The following is a 20,039-nucleotide window of genomic DNA, read 5'->3' on the forward strand; positions in this document are numbered from 1 at the left end:
GGTTTCTATGCCCGTGGCCGGGCGAGGTTGTGTCGACTTCGGAGCTTGGCGTCTACCGACGGGACATCGCCGCGCCGGTTTCTATGCCCGTGGCCGGGCGAGGTTGTGTCGACCGCTCGCGTTTTGCGTGGCCGGTGACCTGCGGAATCGTAGTCGGTTTCGAGCGCCTGGGCAACGGAGACCATCATCTTGTCCTTCGGGCCGTCATGTTGATCACCTTAGCAGATCTGACCTGCGTCAATCACGCCGCGAGCGCCTCCTCAGGGCCAACTTCGAACCGAGCCGCTCGCAACCACAATCGCACCTCAGACAACTTACGCACCAGCAATTCCGAATCGACACGCTGGTATGCACCTGGGCGAATCCGGTGTGACGTTTCGCGAGCTGACCGCAAACCCGCCGTCACCTACTGGCACACCAGAATTCCCCGCTCCATCGGAGACAACAGCCCTATCCGAGCTGAGCACTCGCCGTGCTGGCAGCGAGAACCATCGTGTGACTTCACAGAACGGCGGTGCCGACGCACGCTGCAGATTGTCCGAAAGTGTACCGGATTTGGCTGCAAGAGGTGATCGTATGGATGCACCACTCCCCCTCGGCGCCCGTGCAGTCGGCGACTTACGATTCTGCGGGCGCATGTTCCACCTGCAGTACGCCGAGGGCTACCGACTGGACACCGAAGAGATGAGACTCGGGCGCCACGTCCACTCCTCCGTTGATATCCCCACCGGCCAGGAACGCCCTGCTCACCGCATCAAGCCGACCAGCTGGAAGGCCCGTTCGCTCGCGTTGTCCTCCGCCAAGCTTGGACTGACGGCCACCTGCGACGTCGTTGAAGCAGTTGATGGAAGCGTTCGTCCCGTGGAGTTCCGCAGGGGAGCCCCACAGCGTGACGGTACTCCCTGGCCAGACCACCAAGTGCAACTCATGGCACAGATCGTGCTTCTACGGCTACAAGACTACAGGTGCACCGAGGGCTACCTCTGGTATGCCTCTGTTCGCCAACGTGTTCGTGTCCCGTGGACTCCTGAGGCCGAAGCCGAACTACGCCGCACAATCTTTGAAGCTCGGAAGCTGGTCGGTCAGGCGAAGCCGCCGCCTCCTCTGCAGCACAGCCAGAAGTGCGCGCTCTGCGCGATGCTGCCGATCTGCATGCCGGACGAGATCAACGAGCTCACCGACCGGAACACCGAAGAGCCCAGACGCCTTCTCCCCCGTGCTCCAGCTCGCGACCCGGTCTACATCGCCGAACCAGGCGCGACCGTCGGTATCCGCAGTGATCGCCTGGTCGTCAGCAAAAACCAGCACACCCTGATGACCGTCCGGCTTCGGGATGTGTTGCACCTCGTCGCCGCGGGCCCGGTCACCGTCACGAGTCAGGCTGTGCATGCGCTCGCCGATCAGGGCAGCCCGCTGGTGTGGACGTCGACTCACGGCGGCCTCAAGGTGGTCGGAGTTCCAACTCTCGGCAAGCACGTCGAGCTTCGTCGGCGCCAGTTCACCGCTTCTCCGGGTCAGATGTTCGACATCGCGCGCCGCATCGTCGCCGGAAAGATCCGCAATTGCCGCACGCTGCTTCGCCGCAATCCACATCTTGACGACCAGGATCTTCTCGATCGGCTCGACGCCGAAGCTGCCCGAGCGCAGCGGGCTCCGACCCTGACCACGCTGCGGGGTATAGAGGGGGCAGCGGCACGCACCTACTTCGCTGGCTTCGCGCGTTCGTTGCGCAGTGATCATCGTCTTCCCGGGCCGTCGTTCCAGGTCTCCGGACGGACTCGCAGGCCGCCGGAGGACGCGGTGAGCTGTCTGCTTTCGTTCCTCTACGGCCTGTTGGTCAAGGACGTCATGACCGCTTGCTACGCGCTCGGCTTGGACCCGTACTGGGGTTGCTACCACCAACCACGCCGCGGCCGCCCTGCGCTCGTTCTCGATCTCGCCGAGGAGTTCCGTCCCCTGGTCGCGGACTCGACGGCTTTCACCCTGATCAACAACCGCCAGGCACGTCCGGCCACGTTCCACGTCCACCCGGTCTCCGTGGCGCTCACGAAGACTGGTCGAGGTGAGGTCATCGGTGCCTACGAACGCCGTCTGGCGACCGAGATTCGCCACCCAGTCTTCGGATACCAGGTCACCTATCGGCGCGCCATCGAGATCCAGGCACGGCTGTTCGCAGCTTGTCTGATGGGTGAAATCCCCCACTACACCGCATTCACCAGCAGGTGATCACGATGCTTCGACGTCGCTACCTGGTCGCGTACGACATCCGCTCACCCCACCGGCTTCGCCTGGTCGCCAAGCGGATGGAGGACTTCGGCGACAGAGCTCAGTACTCGGTGTTCCTATGCGATCTCACCCGCGCGGATGTCGCCGATATGACCTACACACTCGACCAGATCATCGACCCTACAGAGGACCGCATTCTGATCGTCGACCTCGGACAACCCGACGACACGAGCCGGTTTGAGTTCCTGGGACGTCGGCGCCCACTGCCCGCTACGGGACATCGGGTGGTGTGAAACTCCACCACCAGAGAGGAACGGATCATGGCCACGAACGAGGACGTCACCACAAGCACTTTCGTCCCGCCTTACAACCTCACCTTCGGGGTGTTCATGTCCAGTCTCGATCGAATGGCCGGCGACGAGGCGCTCCCGTCGGTCATCGACCGAAGCTACCTGCACTGGATGCCCGGGACCGTGCAGTCGAACTACCTCTCCTTGTTCCGGAAAACAGGCCTCATCGATTCAAACGATGTGCCGACCCAACTGCTTCACGACATCGTTTACAACCAAGACGCGCGCCCGATCGTCGTCGAACGGCTTGTTCGGGAACACTACGCACCGGTCCTGGATCTTGGACCTTACGCCACTGCACAACAACTTCTTGATACATGGCGTGAGTCCTTCGGCCAGAGCGGTGAAACTCGGCGCAAGGCAATCCGATTCTTTATGCAGGCAGCCAAGTTTGCCGGAATCACGGTGAGCAAGAACTGGGAACGCAACGCCGACAAGATCAGCCGACAAGCCGCGCCATCGCGACCGAGGCGATCTCGTGCTCCGCGAGTACCGAAACAGGCGAGCGCACCCGAGTCGACGTCGCGTCCTACTGAGACCGTCATCCTCGCCGAAGGCGCGGGGAAGCTCAGCCTCGGCGTCGAGATCGACCCACTGAAACTCACCGAGGAAGACCGAAAGTTCGTCTTCGGAATCATCGACAGCATCCACAGCTACCGCGAGGCCCACCCGGGCAACGAGCCCGACGTCACCTCCCGTGAAACCGACAGCGACACCGACTAAATCCGCACATCAATAAGGAAAGGACCATGTCCAGCTATGGACGCGACCCGAAGCGCCGCGCCGACCCGCAGCAACGCGCTCACCTGTTCGAAGACGCAGGCGGCCGGTGCCAGCGGTGCGGCGTGGAGCTCGGGCCCGACTACCAGGCAGCACATCTCATCGCCCACTCGCACGGCGGCGCCACCACCCTCCCGAATCTGGAGGCCTGGTGTCCGAGCTGCAACCTTCGGCTCGGCAACCACGACGCAGGCCCGATCGCCGGCCTCACCCTCCGACCCTGGCAGGCTGACGCACTGCCCGTGATCGCCGACCGGGTCTTCCGGCACGGCACCGCCACCCTCCAGGCCGCCCCTGGCGCGGGCAAGACGATCTTCGCCGCCGTGCTGATGCGTCGACTGCTCGAGTCAAGGCTCATCGAGCGCATTGTGGTCGTCGTGCCCAACACCGCGCTGGTCAGGCAGTGGCGATCAGAACTCGCCCAGCTCGGAATTCACCTCGACCCGCACCCGACGGACGGCGCGCTCGAAGCCGATGGACTGGTCGGCGTGATCGTCACATACCAGTCTCTGCCCACCTACGCACGCGTGCACGCGACCCGGATGCGACAGCGAACAACGCTGCTGGTGTTCGACGAAGTGCATCACGTCGCAGACGAGGCATCGTGGGGAAACGCTGTCCGGCGCATGGTCGGCGACGTCGCGGCAGGGGAAGTTCGCGCGGGCGCTGTGCTCAACATGACCGGGACCCTTTTCCGTTCCGATCCGCGCCACCGAATCTCGACCGTTCGCTACGAACGGGTAACAGTCAACGACGTGCCCAAGCTTCAGGCTCTGAACGACTGGGCCGTGCCCACGCGCGAGCTCATCGGCACCGAACTCCGCGCACCCGAGCTCTACCGCTACGGCGGACGAGCCGAGTACATCAACCTCTCCAGCAGTCATCCGGTACTCCCCACGCAGATCGCTGACCTGGACGAGCGCGAACGCACCGCCCTGCTCTCACAGGTGCTGGAGTCACCGGAATGGATCGATCGCTTCGCGGCCGAAGCGGTACGGCTGCTCAATGAGCAAATCGAGGCACTCGATCATGCGGAGTACCTGAAGCTGCTCTTCGTCGCACCAACCGTCGTCGTGGCACGTCATGCCGCACGCGCCCTGAACAAGGCCACCGGTACGGACTTCGCCCGCCTGATCGTCTACGACGAACCCGATGCACTCACCAATCTTCGCATCGCCCGTGACGAACCGCGGTCGTGCGGGATCGTCACGGTTCGCATGGTCACAGAAGGCTTCGACTGTCCGCATATCTCCGTGATCGCGTACGCCTCGAACATCGTGGCGCCGCTGTTCGTGTCCCAGATGATGGCGCGCGCGATGCGCCTGACCCGAACCGAACGCGACACCGGAACGCATCTGCCAGCGAAGATCCTCATCCCGGACCACCCCGTAATCCGCGAGGCATTCGCCGACACCATCCGCGACGCGTTTCCACTCACCGACGAGACCGGACCGGAAGTGCGCGGCCCCTCACCGGAAACCACCCGCTCGGACCGCTACGACCTCGTCGGAATCGACGACCCGCACCTACGCGGAATCGACGTACTCGATCTCGAACAGACAGTGTCCACTGCGGAAAACGAGAACGCAATTTCATTGTGTGAGACCGTACTGATCCCCACGACCTACGCAACCCGACTGGCTGTCGGCATCCGTCTGAACGGCGAGAACCGCGACAACTCCGACTGAGGTTGGCATTCCGGATCAACTACCCCGCCCTGCTCACCGGTAGCAGGGCGAGGTTGCGGCGTCTGAACGGACAAGGACACCGCTGCAACAACGCTCATCCAGAGGTTTCTATGCCGGTAACCGGGCGAGATTGTGGCCCGTGGCCGGGCGAGGCTGTGGGAGCAGCAGCGGTTTCTATGCCCGTGGGCGGGCGAGGTTGTATCGACGAGGTCGAGGACCGCGACAGCGTGCTGATGGACCACCGGTTTCTATGCCCGTGGGCGGGCGAGGTTGTATCGACGTGGTCGACGCCAACGACGCATCCCCCCAATAGGAGTTTCTATGCCCGTGGGCGGGCGAAGTTGTATCGACTCGGCAGTCGCACGGATGCCGGACCGAGCAACGACGTGTTTCTATGCCCGTGGGCGGGCGAAGTTGTATCGACCATCCGGGGGCAGGTGCGCGACCTGGAGGAGATCCCCGCGGTTTCTATGCCCGTGGGCGGGCGAAGTTGTATCGACGTCATCGCCGCGATTTGTGCGGGGATGGCCGTATCGGGTTTCTATGCCCGTGGGCGGGCGAAGTTGTATCGACCGCTCACGTTTTGCGTGACCGGTGACCTGCAGAATCGTAGTCGGTTTCGAGCACCTCGGCAACGAAGATCGAGAGATCGCCACCCAGCTCGGACGACGGATCATCAGATTCCCGTTGACCTGCACAAACGCTGTTGCGAGCGCCTCTTCACGACCTGGCGTGAACCGAGCCGCTCGCGCAGTCTGTCACGGTAACCAGGTTCGATCCGATAACCGCAGGGCACAGCACGACACGGTGTCACCGGCGGCGATGACGGCCCCGATCCTTTCGACCGCCTCAGCCGCGCAATCCTGAGCAGACCCGGCGCGATCGGTTACGCGTGGGAGTGCTTGTGTTGGAACGCTCGCAGTTGGATGCACCCGAGGGATGCGGCTAGACCCCGGCGAGCGTGCGGAGCTCCGTTGGGAGGGAGGCCGTCTTCCCGATGAATGGTGTCGTGGTGGCCCGGTGCGGGAGCAGTTGGATGGTGTCGGTGGTTCCGAGGATGTTCTCGGGGCCGCGGTATTGGCCGGTACGACCGCTCTTGGATGGCCAGTGCAGTACCGGGATGATGTCGACTTGGTCGATCGTTTGGGTAGCCCAGTCGTCGACGGTGGTGAATGGTTCGGTGGTGAGGACGGCGACCCACCAGTGCGGGGTGTCGAGGCGGGCGCGGAGCCACTGCCCGGCTGTCCATGCCCAGAGATGTGTGGTGTTCGGAGGGGCGGTCGGCATGGTTTCGAGGTGGAAGCCGTTGTTGTCCGCCCAGGCGGCCGTCCAGCCCTCGATGTGTTGGTAGAGCTGCGACCAGACGTTGTTGTGGCGTTGGCGGCTGCCGTGCAGGGTCCAGTTGATGCTCATGCTGCTGATTCCTTGGTGAGGAGCCCGGCCAGGTCTGCGAGGTTCTCGGGGCGTTTCCAGTCTGTGCTCGTGACCCGGACTGTTCCAAGACCGGCGGTTGAGCGGGCACCGATTCCGATTAGTCCATCATCGAGGTCGGTGACGACTGCTTCGAGGAGGAGAAGCTCGGCGCGGCTGAGCTCTGGTCTCGGCACGAGCGGGTCGATGCGGAGCCGGAAGGACCCGCTGGTGACGACCTCGTCGGTGTAGAGCAGTCCGTCCGCGGAACCGCCGGTGAACCTGTCGAGGGCGACGTGGTGGCGCAGTTCGAGCACCGGGTCGGTGATGACGGCGTCGTGGATGGCGATCTTCGCGCGGTGCGCGGTGCGTTCCGTCCCGCCGCAGCCGAACAACGTGCATGGGGCGCATTCGCCGCAAGCTTGGTCCGGGCAGGCTGGTGCCCCGACGACGCGGCAGATGTATTCGGTCCGGGAGCGCAGGACGCCTTTGAGCGTGGAACCGGGCACTATGTAGTCGTTGCCGATGCACAGGATCCTGCTGATGTCCGGACCGGCGGGTTCGGTCTTGGTGGCCTCGCCGGCCCCGATGTGGATGCCGTCGACGATGTCCAGGTCGACCTGCAGCAGTGCTTCCGGGTGCGAGTCCTGCGCTGCGAAGCGATCCGGTTCGGGGTAGTCGTCGGTGGAGGCGATTGCGAGCCAGGCGAGCAGGCCGTCCGGGGTGGTGAGGTCGTAGGTCTGGTGGCCGAGTCCGGTGACCGTGCAGAATCCGGCGCCGGTGCTGCCGCCGCGGCCGAGCTGGGGGCGCCAGACGCGGAGCGCGTCGATGAAGGCGTCATAGCGTTGGTCGGGGTTGTCCCAGCGCAGCACGACGTCGAATTCCGTTCCTGCGGGCAGGGTTTCGATCGTGTGGAGCGTGAGGTTGTCCGCGCCGCCGCGTTCCCGGTTGATGGCGGTTCGTCGGCGGAGGTCGGTGCCCCCGTCACCGCGGTAGATCGTGCCGAGCACCTGCACGGGGGACGCCGCGCGCTGCTTCGACTTCAGCTGGCTGCCGAAGAGGTCGGGGAGCTGCTCGGTGGGTTTGAGAGCGTTCTGCGCGGCGGTATGGGCCCGGAGACTTCCCGCGACGGTTGCGCCGGGGAGATGGGGTTTCCCCGCGGTGTCGGTGCGCAGCAGCAGGGTTTGCTCCGGCGTTTCCGCCGATTCGGGAGCTGTAACGCCGCCGGCGGTTTCCATGCGCAGCCGGAGCCTGATCAGTGCGCTCTTCATCCCTGCTCCAGGAAGTCCAGGAGTTTCTCGTAAAGGTCGGCGTCGGTGATGTCGAGCATCGTCCGGAACGCTTGAACGTAGGTGTCGGGAGCATTTCGCATGTTCTCCAACGCGCGGCGGAAGACAGCGTCGTCGGTGGTGCCCCGGCGCAGGCCGTCGAGGCGGTTGCGGAATGCGGGCAGCAGTTGCGGCCGTTGCCGAAGCGGTGCAACGCTGCCGGTCCAGCTGCGGACCGCGCGCGGTGCTTCGGGACGGAAGAGAGCCCCGAAGCCTTCCCTGCGCCGCAATCCGACTCCGCGGGCCATCAGAGCGCGCAGAGCGGTTTCTGACGGCTGCTCAGCACAGCGCACTCGATAGGTGGAGCCGGCGGCCACTGCCCGTTCGGCTGGTTTGGGCAGGCCGCTGGCCGCGTGCCAACCGCCCACCTCGTCCCAGCGCGTCCAGTGCTGATCGACGTTGATCGCTTTGACACCGAGCACGTGGGTGAGTTCGATGAGGTTCGGAACTTGGCTCGGTAGACCGAAGTCGTCGACGAACACTCCGGGAGATGCCAATCGCAGGATGATGTCGTTGCCGATGCATTCGACAGGTTCCGGGACTGCATCGTGCTCGAGCTCAACCGTGGCGCTGCCGCGAAGGCTTCGGCGCGAGCCCAGCAACACCGACGTGATGGGCGTGTCGTTCAGCTTCAGCGCCGCAACGGCTTCGCCGTAGAGCCATCCGTGCATGCGCTGGTCTTGACGCAGTGCCTTCTGCCTGAACAGGTGGCCGTCCTTGGCCACGCCGTCGGTGGAGAGAGCGGTCATGATCCGGGTGGTGAAGTCCACCGAGCCGCGAGACTGACCCTTGCTGAATTCCAGGGGATACCTGCAATCAGGGCAGTCTTCGGCGATCTCGCCGAGTGCGGCGTCCCACCACAGCTTCTGGCAGGTGCGCTCCGGCTCGTACTTGTGGACCTGCACCGACAGCGGGATCGGTTGGCTGCCGAGGGTGTGCAGCGGGCCGAAGGTTCCTTCACCGTCGAAGATCCGGGCGAACTCCGGTGTGGTGGTGATCTCGGGGCCCAGCTGGCGGATCCAGATCGCCGCGACGGCACCGCGCAGGACGGAACCCGGGATGTGGTTGTGGACGTCCGGCTGGAAGTCCGATCGCGCGTTCTTGGTCGCGGCGACTGCCTCGGTCAAGGTGACGGTGACTCGCGCGTGTTGGTTCATGCTGACCTCAGTGTGAGGAACTCGTCGATGGCGGCGCGATCGAGGGAGACGTTCGTGCAGGTGATGGTGACCCAACCCAGCCCGCGACGCCGGTTCGCACCCAGGGACCTGGTGGCCTGACCTGCGACGGCGAGCGCCAGGCGGTGCGCGCGCAGTGCGTTCTCATCCAGCGGGTACCGCTGGGTGACGGTGAAGAACGCGTGCGCGGCGCTGGTCTGCTCGCTGATCCCCAGCATGTCCGGGGCAGCGGTGTGAGTGTCCGCGTCGATGGCCACTCGTGCGGCGGGCTTGGGGGTGTGCCAACCGGATCCGCCGGGTGTGGCGTGGCCCCACCGCCAGGGGGCCTCGTGCTCGACTGAGCCGAACACCTGCTTCACGACGGCTGATTCCTCGCCGAGGAGTTGAGTGGCGGTGGCGCGCATGACACCTTTGAGACTGGTGTTGGGCAGCGGGTTCTCGATGTCGATCGCTGCGTCGAGTCCCGCGCGAGCATACCCGGTGGACACCCGGAACGGACCGTTGAACGTGATCTGAAAATCCACTGCAGACATCGGGATCATGCCGTTCTCCACCACCGAACCATGCCCAGGGCGTCGGTGAGGTTCAGGGGGCCGGCGGTGAAGGGGCGCACGGTGTCGTCCACCTTCACGCGCGCGGCGTACTCGCTGAGCCGCTCGGGATCACCGTCCCGCGCCAGTCCGGCCAGGTTGGCGAGGCTGGACGCGCTGCAGCTGGCCAGCATGTCCAGCGCGGACCAGGAATCGTGCATCGTGTCTAAGCGGAGGGCCTCGCGGTCCCGCAACGGTTGGGGGCCATCGCGCGTGATGTCCTGCCAGGCCAACGCCGCTGCTCGCCCCCGGTAGCGCTTTTTGGCGGACTTGAGCAGCTCCGCAGCCAGGTCGGCTGCTTGCGACAACGGGCTCTGCCGGTGGTGGAAGACCACTGCGGAGGAGATCGTTGGCGCTGCGATCTGCTGCAAGCCGGCGTCGGCGAGGCTCTGCGCCAAGTAGGTGGTAAAGCGGCTCTGCAGGGTGTGCGTGAACTCCCACGCGCGGTGCGCAGGAAGGCTGATGAGGAGGTCGTCGCCGCCGACCAGGTGCGCGATGACGGGCAGCGTGACGGTGTCCGGATGGGTGGTGGCGTCGAGGGCGTCGACCAGCGCAGACCAGGTCGCGTGCTCGATGGCCGCGGGCAGGTTGAATCCGGTTCCGCGGCCTTCGGCCATGGCTTTGCTGATGGCCTTGCGCAGGGTTCCGATGGCGTTGCCGTCGGCGTGAACGGTCGCCACATGGGTGTTGTCGTGTTCCTCGCCGAGCACGGCGAGGGCTTCGAAGGTGTCCGGCACGGTCATCGGACGCTCCGGATGCCTCTTCTCCCACTGTTCCAGCAGGTCGCGTTCGGTACTCGGGGCGAGGTCCTCGCGGCTACTGGTGGCGTATCCGGCGTGTTCCTCGCGCAGCTGGCAGTCCAGGCACAGCGCCCGGCGCTCCCGGTCGTCACCTGCACCGACCACCAGCTGCTTGCTGGCGGGCCAGGCGAGGCACCAGTCGCAGAGCTTGCCGGGCGGCCATTCGGACACCATCGGCGGCCACTCGTGTTCAGCCTGAATCGCGCCGGTTTGGGCGTCCAGCCACGTCGTGCCGCTGCGCTGTGTGGTGCGCAGTGCAGCCGCGGGCAACCGCTGTCGAAGTCCGCGGACGATGTGCTCTTCGACCCGGCCGATGACGTCGCCGTCGTCGGTGTGCATCCGCAGCGGGATCACGCCGTCGATGTGGCCGGCCTCGTTGCAGCGTTCCACGACTTCCTCCCACCCGGCCAACAGACGCTCGACTTCGTCCGGGTCCGTGGCTTCGCGGATCATCGCCGACGCACCTCGGCGCCCGCGCAGCTGAGGTGCCCGGGTCAACCACGACTGGATGCGCACCACCGCAACGTCCAGGTAGGTGGTCACTTGCGCCTGCCTTTCCGGTCGTCATCGAGCGGGTGCCTCTGCTGCTGGGGCAGCGGCACGGCCTTGTCCGCCGGGATGATGTCCATCGACTGGTCGTCCTCGCACAGCTCCGGCAGCGGTGTCAGCGGGAAGCCCGTACGACGTTGGGACTTCTTGTCGCGGGCCATCTCCGCCCCGCTGGTCTGCTTCCAGAAGCTGTAGCCGTCGTCGAACTCCTTGCTGCCCTGCTGCTTCCAACCCGCACCCGGTGGATACCAGACTTTGTTGGGATCGACCGTGTTCGGCGCGAGGACCTTCGCCACCAGCGGCCACTGGTTCCCGACTGCGGGCAGCTCGGACTGAACCCAGGTTTGGAAGGAGGCGATGATCCCGTCGATATCCGGCTGGGCGGCCGTCCCCTCCGCGCCGTAGCGGCTTCCGGACCGCCACAGCATGCTGTGCTCGGTGTCGACCGACACGGTGCACGAGCCGTATCCGAGCGGCCGACCGCCACCGATGTGCTGCCACACCCGCTGACCAAGCAGGCTGCTGGGCTGCAGCACGGCCAGGAGCCCGCCGAGCTGGATCTCATCGAGATCGGTGAACGTGATCGTCGCGGTGAACCGGGTGCCGGGCGGAAAGGCGACCGCCTTGCTGGTCATCGCGCTTTCGAGCTGATGCGGCCGTGCCTGCCCGCGTGCCGGGAGCGAATCGGTCCCCAGCGGCGTGTGCCAGTAGTACTTGCGTCCCCTCAGCCGCCGGGGCTTGCGGTCCTGGTCGGCGATGGAACCCCACTCCCGCAGTGGCCGGGCGCTGGCGTTCCCGCGGGTGTTCGGGTCGTTGACCAGGTAGAACTGGCCAGCACCGGGGCGGGGACGGCCCATCGGCGGCAGGGTCACCTCCAGACCCGCGACATCGCCGACCGCCAAAGCGTCACCGAAGCGCACGTGCCCGCGATAGGAGTGCTGCTCGGCGTGGTCGCCGTCGCGGCCGCTGGTATCGGCGGAGCCGAACACCTGGCAGCTCGGACACAGATGCTGTTCGTCTTCGCACGGCAAAAATCTGCTGTCGATGCGTTCCTCGGCCCGGTAATCGCCGTTGTGCCGCCAGATCATCGCGTGCCGAAGCGCGATGATCTGATCGCCCTGCACGCGGACCCACACGGGTTGTCCTGGATGCAGCCGCTTACTCACCAGCCACCGACGCCCCAGGGTCAGTGTGGTTTCCAGGCCTCCTTTGGGCTTGTAATCGAAGGTGACCGAAGCATAACGCTCGGTTTCGTCATGATCCTTGACACGCTTGGTCCTTAAATCGTCGGCACCCTCCAACGCCGCGACATACGACCGCCAAACCTCAGCGGGCACGTCGACGGTCTTGGGTTCCGGCGGCAACCGACGAATGTGCGCTCGGTAGGGGCTTTTCGACTCGCGAGCATGTGAATCGGTGATAAAGACCACCCACTCGCCGTCCGCACTGCGGGTCGCGCCGGTCGGTTTCCCCGACTCGGCATCAAAGCTCACCTTCAACCGGTCGCCCGAGGTGAGTGGATTATCCTCGCTGTGCAGACCGAGGAGATCCTTCTGGTGCAGCCGGAGCTTCCGCGGGTCACCGTCCTTGCACAGCAACAACACCGGTGGCGCGGTCTCGTCATCATGGTGCTTGACCACAGCCATCCGAACGGTGCCGATGTCCGACGGCTTGGCCGAATCCCGATAACCCGGCACGAAGTCGTTGTTGAACACGCGCAGGCACCCACCCACCAGCGTCTCGTGCAACGACCGCAGAGCGCCTTTGAGCGAGGACCCCGGAATCATCGGTGTGCCATCCGGACGTCGCGGGAGCTGCGGCGTGTCGTCCCGCTGTGCCGTAATGCCTCGGATCAGCAACGGCGTCTCGGCATCGATCGTCACCATCAACCGCCCCGACAGCAGGTCACCACGCCCGAGATGCCCGTGCGGGGCGCTGCGGTGCGGTGCCAAATCGGGAAACGGCACGAACGTATAGGGATTGACGAAGCTTTCGGCCACGCACAGCCTCCCAGATGGCCTTCAACGACTCCGTGATCACCATAGCGGTGATCGGGTGCGGTAGGTTGCCGGATGCGCACAGATCGTGAGAGGGAGTTCCGGTGAAATCGTTGCGCCGCCTAGTGCCGGGCATCGGGCAGCTGCGGGTTCAGGGCGCGAACTGGCTGATCGTCACCTCCACCGCCGTGATCACCGCGGCGCTGGCCCTGGTAGTGGAGGACGGGTTCCCGAAGACGCCCCAGGACAAGCCTGTGATCGTGCCCGAACGGCTCACTGTCCTGGTAGTGGCCTTGGTCGTGCTGATCCTGGCGTTGCTGTGGAGGACCTACGTGCACGACAAGAAGGGGACCCTGTTCTACGTGCAGGTCCTCGACGAATCGATGGCCAACCTGCACAACGAGCCGCTGAAAGCCGCGAGGGAAGAACGACTGGCACTACGCTCGGTGACCCGCTGGGTAAGCCTCAACGGGCGCCGGAGGAACGGCGTGATCGACATGGTCGAGGCGTGCCGCGAGATCGGGCACGCCGTCGAGGATGCGATCAACACCGACCGCAACGACACCGGCTACACCATCGCCCCGAACATTTTCTGGCCGATGGCCTTGGCCGTCGGGGCCCATCTCCCGCAGCCCGACAAACTCAAGCTACTGGAGTTCGAAGCCCGGCGAAAGGGATCCAAGCGTCGAGCGGCAGAATTTCCCATGGATTCGCCACCGTCGGGCCTTCTCCGGAGAGATACCCACGAGCTCGCAGGCTCCCAGGGGAACCGGGTCGGCGTGTGGCTGGCGCTGACCGACAAGGCGAAGTTCTACTCCGAGGAGAAGTTCGCTGACTTCGGCGTCAGCACCCTGCATGTGATCACCCTCGGCGGGAAGATCCCCGGCCGTGACGGGTACGAACCGGACTTCGATCGCGACGCGCTCGCATCGTTCGGCCCGGAGATCAGCCGGTTCTTGCGGGAAATCAAGCGTGAAACCGCTGACCGGGAGCTGGTTGTCGTGGCAATGGTGCCCAAGACCGTCACCCTGGCCATCGGGTGGCACCTCTCTCAGACCCGCAACGCGTTCTTCGCCGGAACGCACCTCATGCACTACGACCAGCCTTCGGGCGGCTACATCCCGATGCGGGTGCGTGAATCTCAACCGACCACGCCACCCACGGCCACCGCGCCGGTGGCGAGCGGCAACGGGCACAAGAAGGAGGCGACCGGTGCCAGCGACAATCCAGATCACCCTTGATCTCACCGGGCACCCGCAGATCTACCCGGCACGACTGCACGGTGCCGCCTGCGCCCTGCTAGAGACACCGGACAGCGACCACCAACGGCAGTACAAGCCCTTCGCCGTCGGACCGCTGTACGACATCGATGGAAGCACCCGCTGGCGACTCGGCTGGCTCGCCGAGCAACCACCACCCCAGCTGCCGGACCGCATCCGACTCGGCGACGTCGACTGCGATGTGCGCGCCGCGCACTTCGACAACACCAGCTACGCCCGACTCGCCGACAGCAAACCCGCCCGCCATGCACAACTCCAGGTCGTCAGCCCGATGTACTTCTCCCGCAACGGTCGGGACCACCCGCTGCCGGATCCGGTGCTGATCGTCCGCAACCTGGCACAGCGCTGGAACGCCCACGCTCCAGCACTGTTCGCTATCACCGACGAACTACTGCGCGCCATCACCGGCACGGTATTCCTGCACGCGATGGCAGGCGAAACCGTCCGAACCCCTGTCTCGGCCACCATGCACCAAACCGGCTTCTTCGGAACGGTCCGCCTCGGCCTGATCAAAGCAGCCGACCACACCACCCGAACCATCTTCGCTGCCCTGATGCAATTCGCCATCATCGCCGGGATTGGTGCCCAAACCACCCACGGGTTCGGCGCCATCCGCGTCAAAGACCTCGCCCCATGACGACCATCCATGAAATCGCAGAACCCGTACGCCAGAAAAGGCCCGGGGTGACACAACCACACGGTGACACAGCGGGTGAGCAAGCGACACTGAACGGACCTTGGTGCCATTTGCTGCGAAGTCAAGTTTCGGGGAGTCGGTCGCGCTGATCTGGTGGCCTAGGGAAGCCCCCAAGCCGTTGACGTTGGTCGGTACCGTCCTCGTACAGCTCCGCCTGCACCCCGCCAGTGGAGAGCACCACGACCGGGCCTACGTCCGGTGTGCGCCGATAGCCGACCAGCGCCTCCCCAACGCCCTTGTCCACCGCTGCACCAGAACCCGGTACACCGTGATTCCGGCCTTATCTGCGACGCTGGAGACCACGCCGCTGAACGAGGCACCAATGGGTCGGCGTCAGCAACGTCGAGCACGACACCGCCTGCATCGGTCTTGCGCGCAAGCTGGAGTCTGAGAAAGTCCTTGCCCTTACAGGCCTCCAGCAGACGCGTAGTCGCCTCAGACTCGATCACCGGGACGAGCTTGGTCGGTGCCTTGGGCAACCGGACATGCTCCATCGGCGAACGATCGATCTCCTCCTCATCGAACATCAGCCACTTGAAGAACTGCTGCAGGGCCTTGTGCTTGTTCACCGCAGTAGCTGCCGAGCGAGTCTCGATCATCCAGGCCTGGAACGCCTCGACATGAGCCTTCGTGACCTCGGCAGGATCCTCAGAGGCCTCCGCGGCGTCAGGATCAGGTGAGTGCTCCGCGAGGTAGCGGGCCAGCTGCGCGGCGGCGAGGAGATAGTTGTAGCGAGTGGTCTCCGGACGGTTGGCGGACCGCAGGCTGCGGTCCCAGTCCCGCAGGTAGCCTGCCCACGTCACCGAGAGGCCGTCGGTGAGTCTTTCAAGATCCATCAGGGGCATTTCGAATCTCCGAAGTCAAGGTGTCGACAAGCGGCGTGCTTGACTCCGAAGAACGAGTCTTGATCAAAAAGAGAGGGTCTCCGCAGGGTTTGACCTGCGAAGACCCTCTACACCGTCGGGATGACAGGATTTGAACCTGCGACCCCTTGACCCCCAGTCAAGTGCGCTACCAAGCTGCGCTACATCCCGACTCACCTCTTGGGGTGTGCCGATAGCTTACCGCACCTCCGAACGGGCGATCATCTACCCCCCTGGTTCGGCGTTTTCGCAGGTCCAGGCGTCGACTGCCGTGATCAGGGTTCGGGTCCAGGTCGCCAGCAGCCGCTCCCCCTCCGCCGCGGTCGCTCCGCGCGGGTCGCCGAGGACTCCGCTGGGCGTCACCGCCGCCAGTCCCTTCTCGCGGAGGGTCGGGAGGATGTCCGGGAGCGGGGTCGTCGTGCCTCGTTCCGCGCGGTCGAGGTGGACCGCTGCTGGGCGCAGGGCCAGCATCACCGATGTTTCGGTGCGGCCCGCGTGGGTGTCGTCGGGTCTGCCCGGTGGTGACCAGGCGAGGACTCGGCGGCCTTCCGCGCGCAGGGTTCGCAGGGCTCGGCCGAGCGGTTCGGCGTTGCCTCCGTGGGCCGAGACCAGGAGCACTCCCGCGTACGAGTCCGCTGAGCGGGCCAGCTCCACGACCAGCAGTTCCACCGCTCGCTGGCCGATCGACAGGGTGCCCGGGAAGTCCGCGTGCTCGCCGCTGGAGCCGTAGGCCACCGGTGGGGCTACCAGGACCGGGCGGTGCTCGGCCAGGCGTTCGCACAGGGCCACCGCGATCTCGGTGTCGACGGTGAAGGGCAGGTGGGGGCCGTGTTGCTCGGTTGCTCCCAGGGGCACTGCCAGCAGGGCCGGTTCCGCGAGGTCCGGCCAGGTCAGATCCGCCAGGTTCGTCATGGTCGCTCCGTCGGGACGCTGCTGCGGCCGCCAGCGTTGGACAGGACCGGTAGCAGCGGTGTTGCGGTGCGGCTGCGGAACGCGCCGCAGAGCACTCCGCAGCCGTAGGCCGCGTCGTCGGCGAGGCGGGCCAGTGTCCAGCTGACCGGGTCCAGCGGTGGGCGTTCGCGGAACCAGTCCAGCAGGTGCCGCAGCGCCACCGCCGTCAAGACGCGGCGGCCACCTCGGCTCATCGCCAGCAGGGGGATCGCGAGCGGCGCCCAGGGCCTGCCGATGGCGTCGGCCAGGTAGCGGCCTGCGCCGAGTGTTCCGAGCGCCGTCAGGCGCAGCGATTCCTCCACCGGGACTCCGATCTTGCCCAGCTTGCGGGCCAGGAGCACCGCCGCGCCGCTGGTGACCGCCAGTGCCGGGGTTATTCGGCGGGTGCCGAGCAGCGCCCACGCGGCGGCGCTCCACAGCGAAGTCCGGACCGGGGCGACCGCCGTGCCGTGGCGGGTGGCGAGCGGGCCGGCTGATGTTCCGTAGCTGAAGCGCTGGCGGAGCAGGGCCGTCCAGGTCCGGCGCGGTCGGTGGTGCACGGTGGATGCCGGTTCGTAGCGGATCCGGTGCTGCTGAACCAGGCGCCAGATCAGGTCGACGTCCTCGCCGAAGCGGAGGTTCTCGTCGAATCCACCAGCTTCGCGGAGCACATCGGTGCGGACCACCAGTGCCGCCGAGGGCACGTAGCTGATGCGGCTGCCCGGCTGCACCAGTCCTGGTTGATCGCCGAGGTCCAGCGGCGATCTCGCGGTCTCGTAGCGGTCGAGTGCACTGCTGCCCGGGACGCTGCGGACGCGGGGCGCCACTGCCACCACATCGGGGTCCTCGAAGTGGCTGAGCAGTGGTTCGAGCCAGCCGGGCGCTGCCTCGACATCGGCGTCCAGGAAGGCCACCAGCGGCGTGGTGACCAGTCGCAGGCCCGAGTTCCGGGCCGCTGCCGGGCCCCGGGGCACCGGGTGCCGCACCGAGGCGCCCGGTACCGGGTGCCTCGATCCGTCGTCCACGACGATCGCCGAGTCCGGTGCTCGGTACTGGTCGTCGCGCACTGGAAGCACCGCGGTCACGTCTTCGGGACGGAACCGGGACTGCTCGTAGCGGGGGTGCGCCATACCTGCGCCGACCAGGCGCTTCGCGAGCGCTGCGCCCGCAGTCACCGGCTCTCCGGCGAACCACCGGTCGACCAGGCGCGCTCCTGCCGCGCTCAGCCGCAGCACGCGGAACGGTGAGCCGCCGGCCAGGGCTCGACCGTCGGCGAAGCGGCGGAGACCGGGATCGGGCGCCAACCGGAGGGTCATGCGGTGAAACCTCCGTCGGCGTGCACCACGGTTCCGGTGATCGCCGAGGACCGCTCACCGCACAGCCAGCACACCGCCGCTGCGACCTCCTCGGGTTCCAGGATCCGCTCGACGAGCTGGTGCCTGCTGAACTCCTCGACGTCGGGCAGGTCGTAGTAGGCCGCGGTGGCGGTGAGCATGTCGGTGCGGGTCGATCCCGGCGAGACGGCCGTGGCGGTGATCCCGGTGCCGCGCAGGTCGGTGGCCAGGCCTCTGATCAAGCCGACCACGGCGTGCTTGGCCGCGTTGTACCCGGCGAGGTGGTACAGCCCGCGGTGCGCGGCCGAGGAGGCCAGCGCGACGAAGCGGCCGGAGCGCGGTTCGGGCTGTTGCAGCAGTTTCGGCACGGCGGCGCGGGCCAGGTTCGCCACGCCCCGGACGCCGACGTCGAACAGGGCGTTCCACTGCTCGTCGGTGGTCTCCCAGAGCGGTTCGCCACCTGCCATGACCGCCGCTGCCGCGACCGCTGCGTCGATCCCGCCGAACTCGGCCTCGGCCACTTCGACGGCGTGCCGGACGGCCGCGTCGTCCCGGACGTCGGCGACCACGTCACGGACCGAATCCGGCCACTGCTCGGCCAGTTCCCGCAGCTGCGCGCGGGTTCCGAGCGGATAGGAGGCTCCGGGGAGCTCCGCGCAGATGTCGGTGGCGACAACGCGCCAACCCTCGGTGGCGAGCTGCCGCACCACAGCGGCGCCTATCCCGCGCGCCGCACCGGTGACGATCGCGACCCTGCTCATGGCCTACCCGCCTCTCCGCGATTCACAGTGGCGGTTGCGTTCCGGATCGATTCTTGTGGCTGATTCGCATCACGGCCCCCAGGGATGCGGTTGTGCAGCACTGGGGTCGGCACAGGGCTGCTCATGGCCGTTCCACTGCTTCTCGCGCGACAGGGTCGGTTTCGAGGTAGCCGTGGCGGTGCAGGTAGGCCAGCAGGACGTCGGCGGCTTCCGGTGCTGGGAGCGGGCCGACGATCGCCGGCGGGGTGCGTTCGACCAGCGCTCCGGTGAGCTCCAGGATCCGGTGGTGCGCAGCAGCCGCTGTCGGGGGCGGTAGTTCGCGCGGGCGCGGGCGACGCGGGCGGGCGGCGACCGTCGGCCCCCGTCGGGTGTCGAACGGCACCGAGGAGATCGGGGCGCGTTGAGCGGCCAGCACGGCTGGCAAGCTCGCTCGGCGTAGGCGGACACCGCCTTCGACGGAGATGACAGCGGGGGTCGGCAGGCGAAGGACCTCGCGGCGTCCGCCGTCCAAGCGTCGGTGGGCCAGGACCGTCCGTCCCTCGGTCGCGAGCTTGACGACGCCGAGCGCCTGCGCGGCGCCCAGGCGCGCGGCGATGAACGCCGGAGTTGTGCCGGTTGCGCCGTCGGACGATCTGTCGCCGCACAGCACCAGGTCGGGGGTTGTCCTCAGCGCAGTTGTGATCGCACGAGCGGTTTCAGCGCCGTTGGACGCCAGCCAGCGGGCGTCGGGTGCGGTGTCGCGCTCCACTCGGATCGCCTCGTGCGCTCCAGCGGCCAACGCCGTCCGCAGCACCTCGTCGGCTTCCGGCGGTCCAACCGTCACCGCCACCACATGCCCGTCCAGCTCTTCAGCGAGCCTGAGCGCGTGCTCCAGCGCGGCGAGCTCGGCGGCGTTGGTGCCTCGGTGGTCGGTGGTGAGGTTGCCGGTCAGCGGGTCGACCTCGATGCGCTGCCACGACCAGCTCAGCGCTGCGACGATCTGCATGTCAGCCCTTCCGGAACACGACGCCGTGCCCGCCGTCGGGGTAGGTCCAGGTGATGGCGCCCGCCGAGTTGCAGAGCTGGTAGCAGGTGCCGCACTCGAAGCACTGCTCGTAGTTGAACAGGATTCCGCCGTCGTCGGTGGGCACGAACAGCTTCGCCGGGCACGCCGGCACGCACGCCCTGGTGGTGCAGGAGCGGCAGATCTCGGTGTCGACCGTGATGTGCGGGCGCTCACCGACGTCGAACTCGACCGTGGACATCCGGTCCGCGAAGGACATCTCGTGGTGCATGTTCGCT

The 20,039-nt window shown here is 66.4% G+C and carries 18 protein-coding genes, 1 tRNA gene and 1 CRISPR repeat array; of the genes, 6 read left to right on the forward strand and 13 right to left on the reverse strand.

Annotated features, from left to right (window positions below; all coding sequences use genetic code 11):
- Nucleotides 1-576: 576 nt before the first annotated feature.
- From C4T78_RS04795 to C4T78_RS04810, 4 genes are read left to right on the forward strand one after another with little or no spacing between them, the layout of a single operon-like run.
- Complete coding sequence (locus tag C4T78_RS04795) at nucleotides 577-2,226, forward strand: CRISPR-associated endonuclease Cas4/Cas1 (RefSeq protein WP_093346753.1); 1,650 nt, start codon at nucleotides 577-579, stop codon at nucleotides 2,224-2,226.
- Nucleotides 2,227-2,231: 5 nt separating this feature from the next.
- On the forward strand, nucleotides 2,232-2,519 hold the full coding sequence (gene cas2, locus C4T78_RS04800) for a CRISPR-associated endonuclease Cas2 (protein ID WP_093348434.1): 288 nt from the start codon (nucleotides 2,232-2,234) through the stop codon (nucleotides 2,517-2,519).
- Nucleotides 2,520-2,546: 27 nt separating this feature from the next.
- The gene (locus tag C4T78_RS04805) at nucleotides 2,547-3,299 is read left to right on the forward strand and encodes a DUF5343 domain-containing protein (protein ID WP_177247398.1); all 753 of its coding nucleotides are present in this window, start codon (nucleotides 2,547-2,549) and stop codon (nucleotides 3,297-3,299) included.
- Nucleotides 3,300-3,325: 26 nt separating this feature from the next.
- Complete coding sequence (locus C4T78_RS04810; protein ID WP_093346751.1) at nucleotides 3,326-5,044, forward strand: DEAD/DEAH box helicase family protein; 1,719 nt, start codon at nucleotides 3,326-3,328, stop codon at nucleotides 5,042-5,044.
- 170 nt (nucleotides 5,045-5,214) lie between these two features.
- Nucleotides 5,215-5,617: a CRISPR direct-repeat array (repeat unit 36 nt; unit sequence GTTTCTATGCCCGTGGGCGGGCGAAGTTGTATCGAC).
- Nucleotides 5,618-5,989: 372 nt separating this feature from the next.
- Here C4T78_RS04810 and C4T78_RS04815 read toward each other — a convergent pair.
- The 6 genes from C4T78_RS04815 to C4T78_RS04840 are packed head-to-tail and all read right to left on the reverse strand — an operon-like array spanning nucleotide 5,990 to nucleotide 12,896.
- On the reverse strand, nucleotides 5,990-6,457 hold the full coding sequence (locus C4T78_RS04815; RefSeq protein WP_093346749.1) for a hypothetical protein: 468 nt from the start codon (nucleotides 6,455-6,457) through the stop codon (nucleotides 5,990-5,992).
- A complete protein-coding gene (locus tag C4T78_RS04820; protein ID WP_093346746.1) occupies nucleotides 6,454-7,725 on the reverse strand; it encodes an RAMP superfamily CRISPR-associated protein in 1,272 nt (423 codons plus the stop codon). The genes C4T78_RS04815 and C4T78_RS04820 overlap by 4 nt, the downstream gene beginning before the upstream one ends.
- Nucleotides 7,722-8,939, reverse strand: a complete 1,218-nt coding sequence (locus tag C4T78_RS04825; RefSeq protein WP_093346744.1) for a type III-B CRISPR module-associated Cmr3 family protein — start codon at nucleotides 8,937-8,939, stop codon at nucleotides 7,722-7,724. Before C4T78_RS04825 ends, C4T78_RS04820 begins: the two co-directional genes overlap by 4 nt.
- Nucleotides 8,936-9,511, reverse strand: coding sequence for an RAMP superfamily CRISPR-associated protein (locus tag C4T78_RS04830; protein WP_235863023.1), 576 nt, complete (start codon nucleotides 9,509-9,511; stop codon nucleotides 8,936-8,938). The genes C4T78_RS04825 and C4T78_RS04830 overlap by 4 nt, the downstream gene beginning before the upstream one ends.
- Nucleotides 9,496-10,890 (reverse strand): Cas10/Cmr2 second palm domain-containing protein, encoded by a 1,395-nt coding sequence (locus C4T78_RS04835; RefSeq protein ID WP_093346739.1) that lies wholly within the window; start codon nucleotides 10,888-10,890, stop codon nucleotides 9,496-9,498. Before C4T78_RS04835 ends, C4T78_RS04830 begins: the two co-directional genes overlap by 16 nt.
- Nucleotides 10,887-12,896 carry a TIGR03986 family type III CRISPR-associated RAMP protein gene (locus C4T78_RS04840; RefSeq protein WP_177247397.1) on the reverse strand — a complete coding sequence of 670 codons (2,010 nt, stop codon included), beginning with the start codon at nucleotides 12,894-12,896 and terminating at the stop codon, nucleotides 10,887-10,889. The genes C4T78_RS04835 and C4T78_RS04840 overlap by 4 nt, the downstream gene beginning before the upstream one ends.
- 101 nt (nucleotides 12,897-12,997) lie before the next feature.
- On the opposite strand from C4T78_RS04840, the gene C4T78_RS04845 reads away from it, so the two are divergent.
- Complete coding sequence (locus tag C4T78_RS04845; protein ID WP_143185728.1) at nucleotides 12,998-14,134, forward strand: P-loop NTPase family protein; 1,137 nt, start codon at nucleotides 12,998-13,000, stop codon at nucleotides 14,132-14,134.
- Complete coding sequence (gene cas6, locus C4T78_RS04850; RefSeq protein WP_093346732.1) at nucleotides 14,106-14,810, forward strand: CRISPR system precrRNA processing endoribonuclease RAMP protein Cas6; 705 nt, start codon at nucleotides 14,106-14,108, stop codon at nucleotides 14,808-14,810. The genes C4T78_RS04845 and cas6 overlap by 29 nt, the downstream gene beginning before the upstream one ends.
- Nucleotides 14,811-14,968: 158 nt before the next feature.
- Here cas6 and C4T78_RS36900 read toward each other — a convergent pair whose 3' ends face one another.
- The 7 genes from C4T78_RS36900 to C4T78_RS04885 form a co-directional block, all read right to left on the reverse strand.
- Complete coding sequence (locus tag C4T78_RS36900; protein WP_235863022.1) at nucleotides 14,969-15,715, reverse strand: tyrosine-type recombinase/integrase; 747 nt, start codon at nucleotides 15,713-15,715, stop codon at nucleotides 14,969-14,971.
- A 115-nt stretch (nucleotides 15,716-15,830) separates the two neighbouring features.
- Nucleotides 15,831-15,904: transfer RNA gene (locus C4T78_RS04860), tRNA-Pro, on the reverse strand.
- A gap of 54 nt (nucleotides 15,905-15,958) precedes the next feature.
- A complete protein-coding gene (gene mftE, locus C4T78_RS04865) occupies nucleotides 15,959-16,645 on the reverse strand; it encodes a mycofactocin biosynthesis peptidyl-dipeptidase MftE (protein ID WP_093346730.1) in 687 nt (228 codons plus the stop codon).
- Nucleotides 16,642-17,979 carry a mycofactocin biosynthesis glycosyltransferase MftF gene (gene mftF / locus C4T78_RS04870; protein WP_093346727.1) on the reverse strand — a complete coding sequence of 446 codons (1,338 nt, stop codon included), beginning with the start codon at nucleotides 17,977-17,979 and terminating at the stop codon, nucleotides 16,642-16,644. The genes mftE and mftF overlap by 4 nt, the downstream gene beginning before the upstream one ends.
- Entirely contained in the window at nucleotides 17,976-18,758 is a 783-nt protein-coding gene (locus C4T78_RS04875; RefSeq protein ID WP_093346725.1) for a mycofactocin-coupled SDR family oxidoreductase, read from the reverse strand. Before C4T78_RS04875 ends, mftF begins: the two co-directional genes overlap by 4 nt.
- A gap of 121 nt (nucleotides 18,759-18,879) precedes the next feature.
- A complete protein-coding gene (locus C4T78_RS04880) occupies nucleotides 18,880-19,743 on the reverse strand; it encodes a mycofactocin-associated electron transfer flavoprotein beta subunit (RefSeq protein WP_093346723.1) in 864 nt (287 codons plus the stop codon).
- 1 nt (nucleotide 19,744) lies between these two features.
- Nucleotides 19,745-20,032 (reverse strand): ferredoxin family protein, encoded by a 288-nt coding sequence (locus C4T78_RS04885; RefSeq protein ID WP_093346720.1) that lies wholly within the window; start codon nucleotides 20,030-20,032, stop codon nucleotides 19,745-19,747.
- Nucleotides 20,033-20,039: the final 7 nt, after the last annotated feature.

The sequence above is a fragment of the Saccharopolyspora kobensis genome, from assembly GCF_900108315.1.
Lineage (GTDB): Bacteria > Actinomycetota > Actinomycetes > Mycobacteriales > Pseudonocardiaceae > Saccharopolyspora > Saccharopolyspora kobensis.

Coding starts and splice junctions, on each gene's coding strand:
- C4T78_RS04795 (WP_093346753.1), top strand. CDS start 577: ATGGATGCACCACTCCCCCTCGGCGCCCGTGCAGTCGGCGACTTACGA.
- cas2 (WP_093348434.1), top strand. CDS start 2,232: ATGCTTCGACGTCGCTACCTGGTCGCGTACGACATCCGCTCACCCCAC.
- C4T78_RS04805 (WP_177247398.1), top strand. CDS start 2,547: ATGGCCACGAACGAGGACGTCACCACAAGCACTTTCGTCCCGCCTTAC.
- C4T78_RS04810 (WP_093346751.1), top strand. CDS start 3,326: ATGTCCAGCTATGGACGCGACCCGAAGCGCCGCGCCGACCCGCAGCAA.
- C4T78_RS04815 (WP_093346749.1), bottom strand. CDS start 6,457: ATGAGCATCAACTGGACCCTGCACGGCAGCCGCCAACGCCACAACAAC.
- C4T78_RS04820 (WP_093346746.1), bottom strand. CDS start 7,725: ATGAAGAGCGCACTGATCAGGCTCCGGCTGCGCATGGAAACCGCCGGC.
- C4T78_RS04825 (WP_093346744.1), bottom strand. CDS start 8,939: ATGAACCAACACGCGCGAGTCACCGTCACCTTGACCGAGGCAGTCGCC.
- C4T78_RS36900 (WP_235863022.1), bottom strand. CDS start 15,715: ATGCCCCTGATGGATCTTGAAAGACTCACCGACGGCCTCTCGGTGACG.
- mftE (WP_093346730.1), bottom strand. CDS start 16,645: ATGACGAACCTGGCGGATCTGACCTGGCCGGACCTCGCGGAACCGGCC.
- mftF (WP_093346727.1), bottom strand. CDS start 17,979: ATGACCCTCCGGTTGGCGCCCGATCCCGGTCTCCGCCGCTTCGCCGAC.
- C4T78_RS04875 (WP_093346725.1), bottom strand. CDS start 18,758: ATGAGCAGGGTCGCGATCGTCACCGGTGCGGCGCGCGGGATAGGCGCC.
- C4T78_RS04880 (WP_093346723.1), bottom strand. CDS start 19,743: ATGCAGATCGTCGCAGCGCTGAGCTGGTCGTGGCAGCGCATCGAGGTC.
- C4T78_RS04885 (WP_093346720.1), bottom strand. CDS start 20,032: ATGCACCACGAGATGTCCTTCGCGGACCGGATGTCCACGGTCGAGTTC.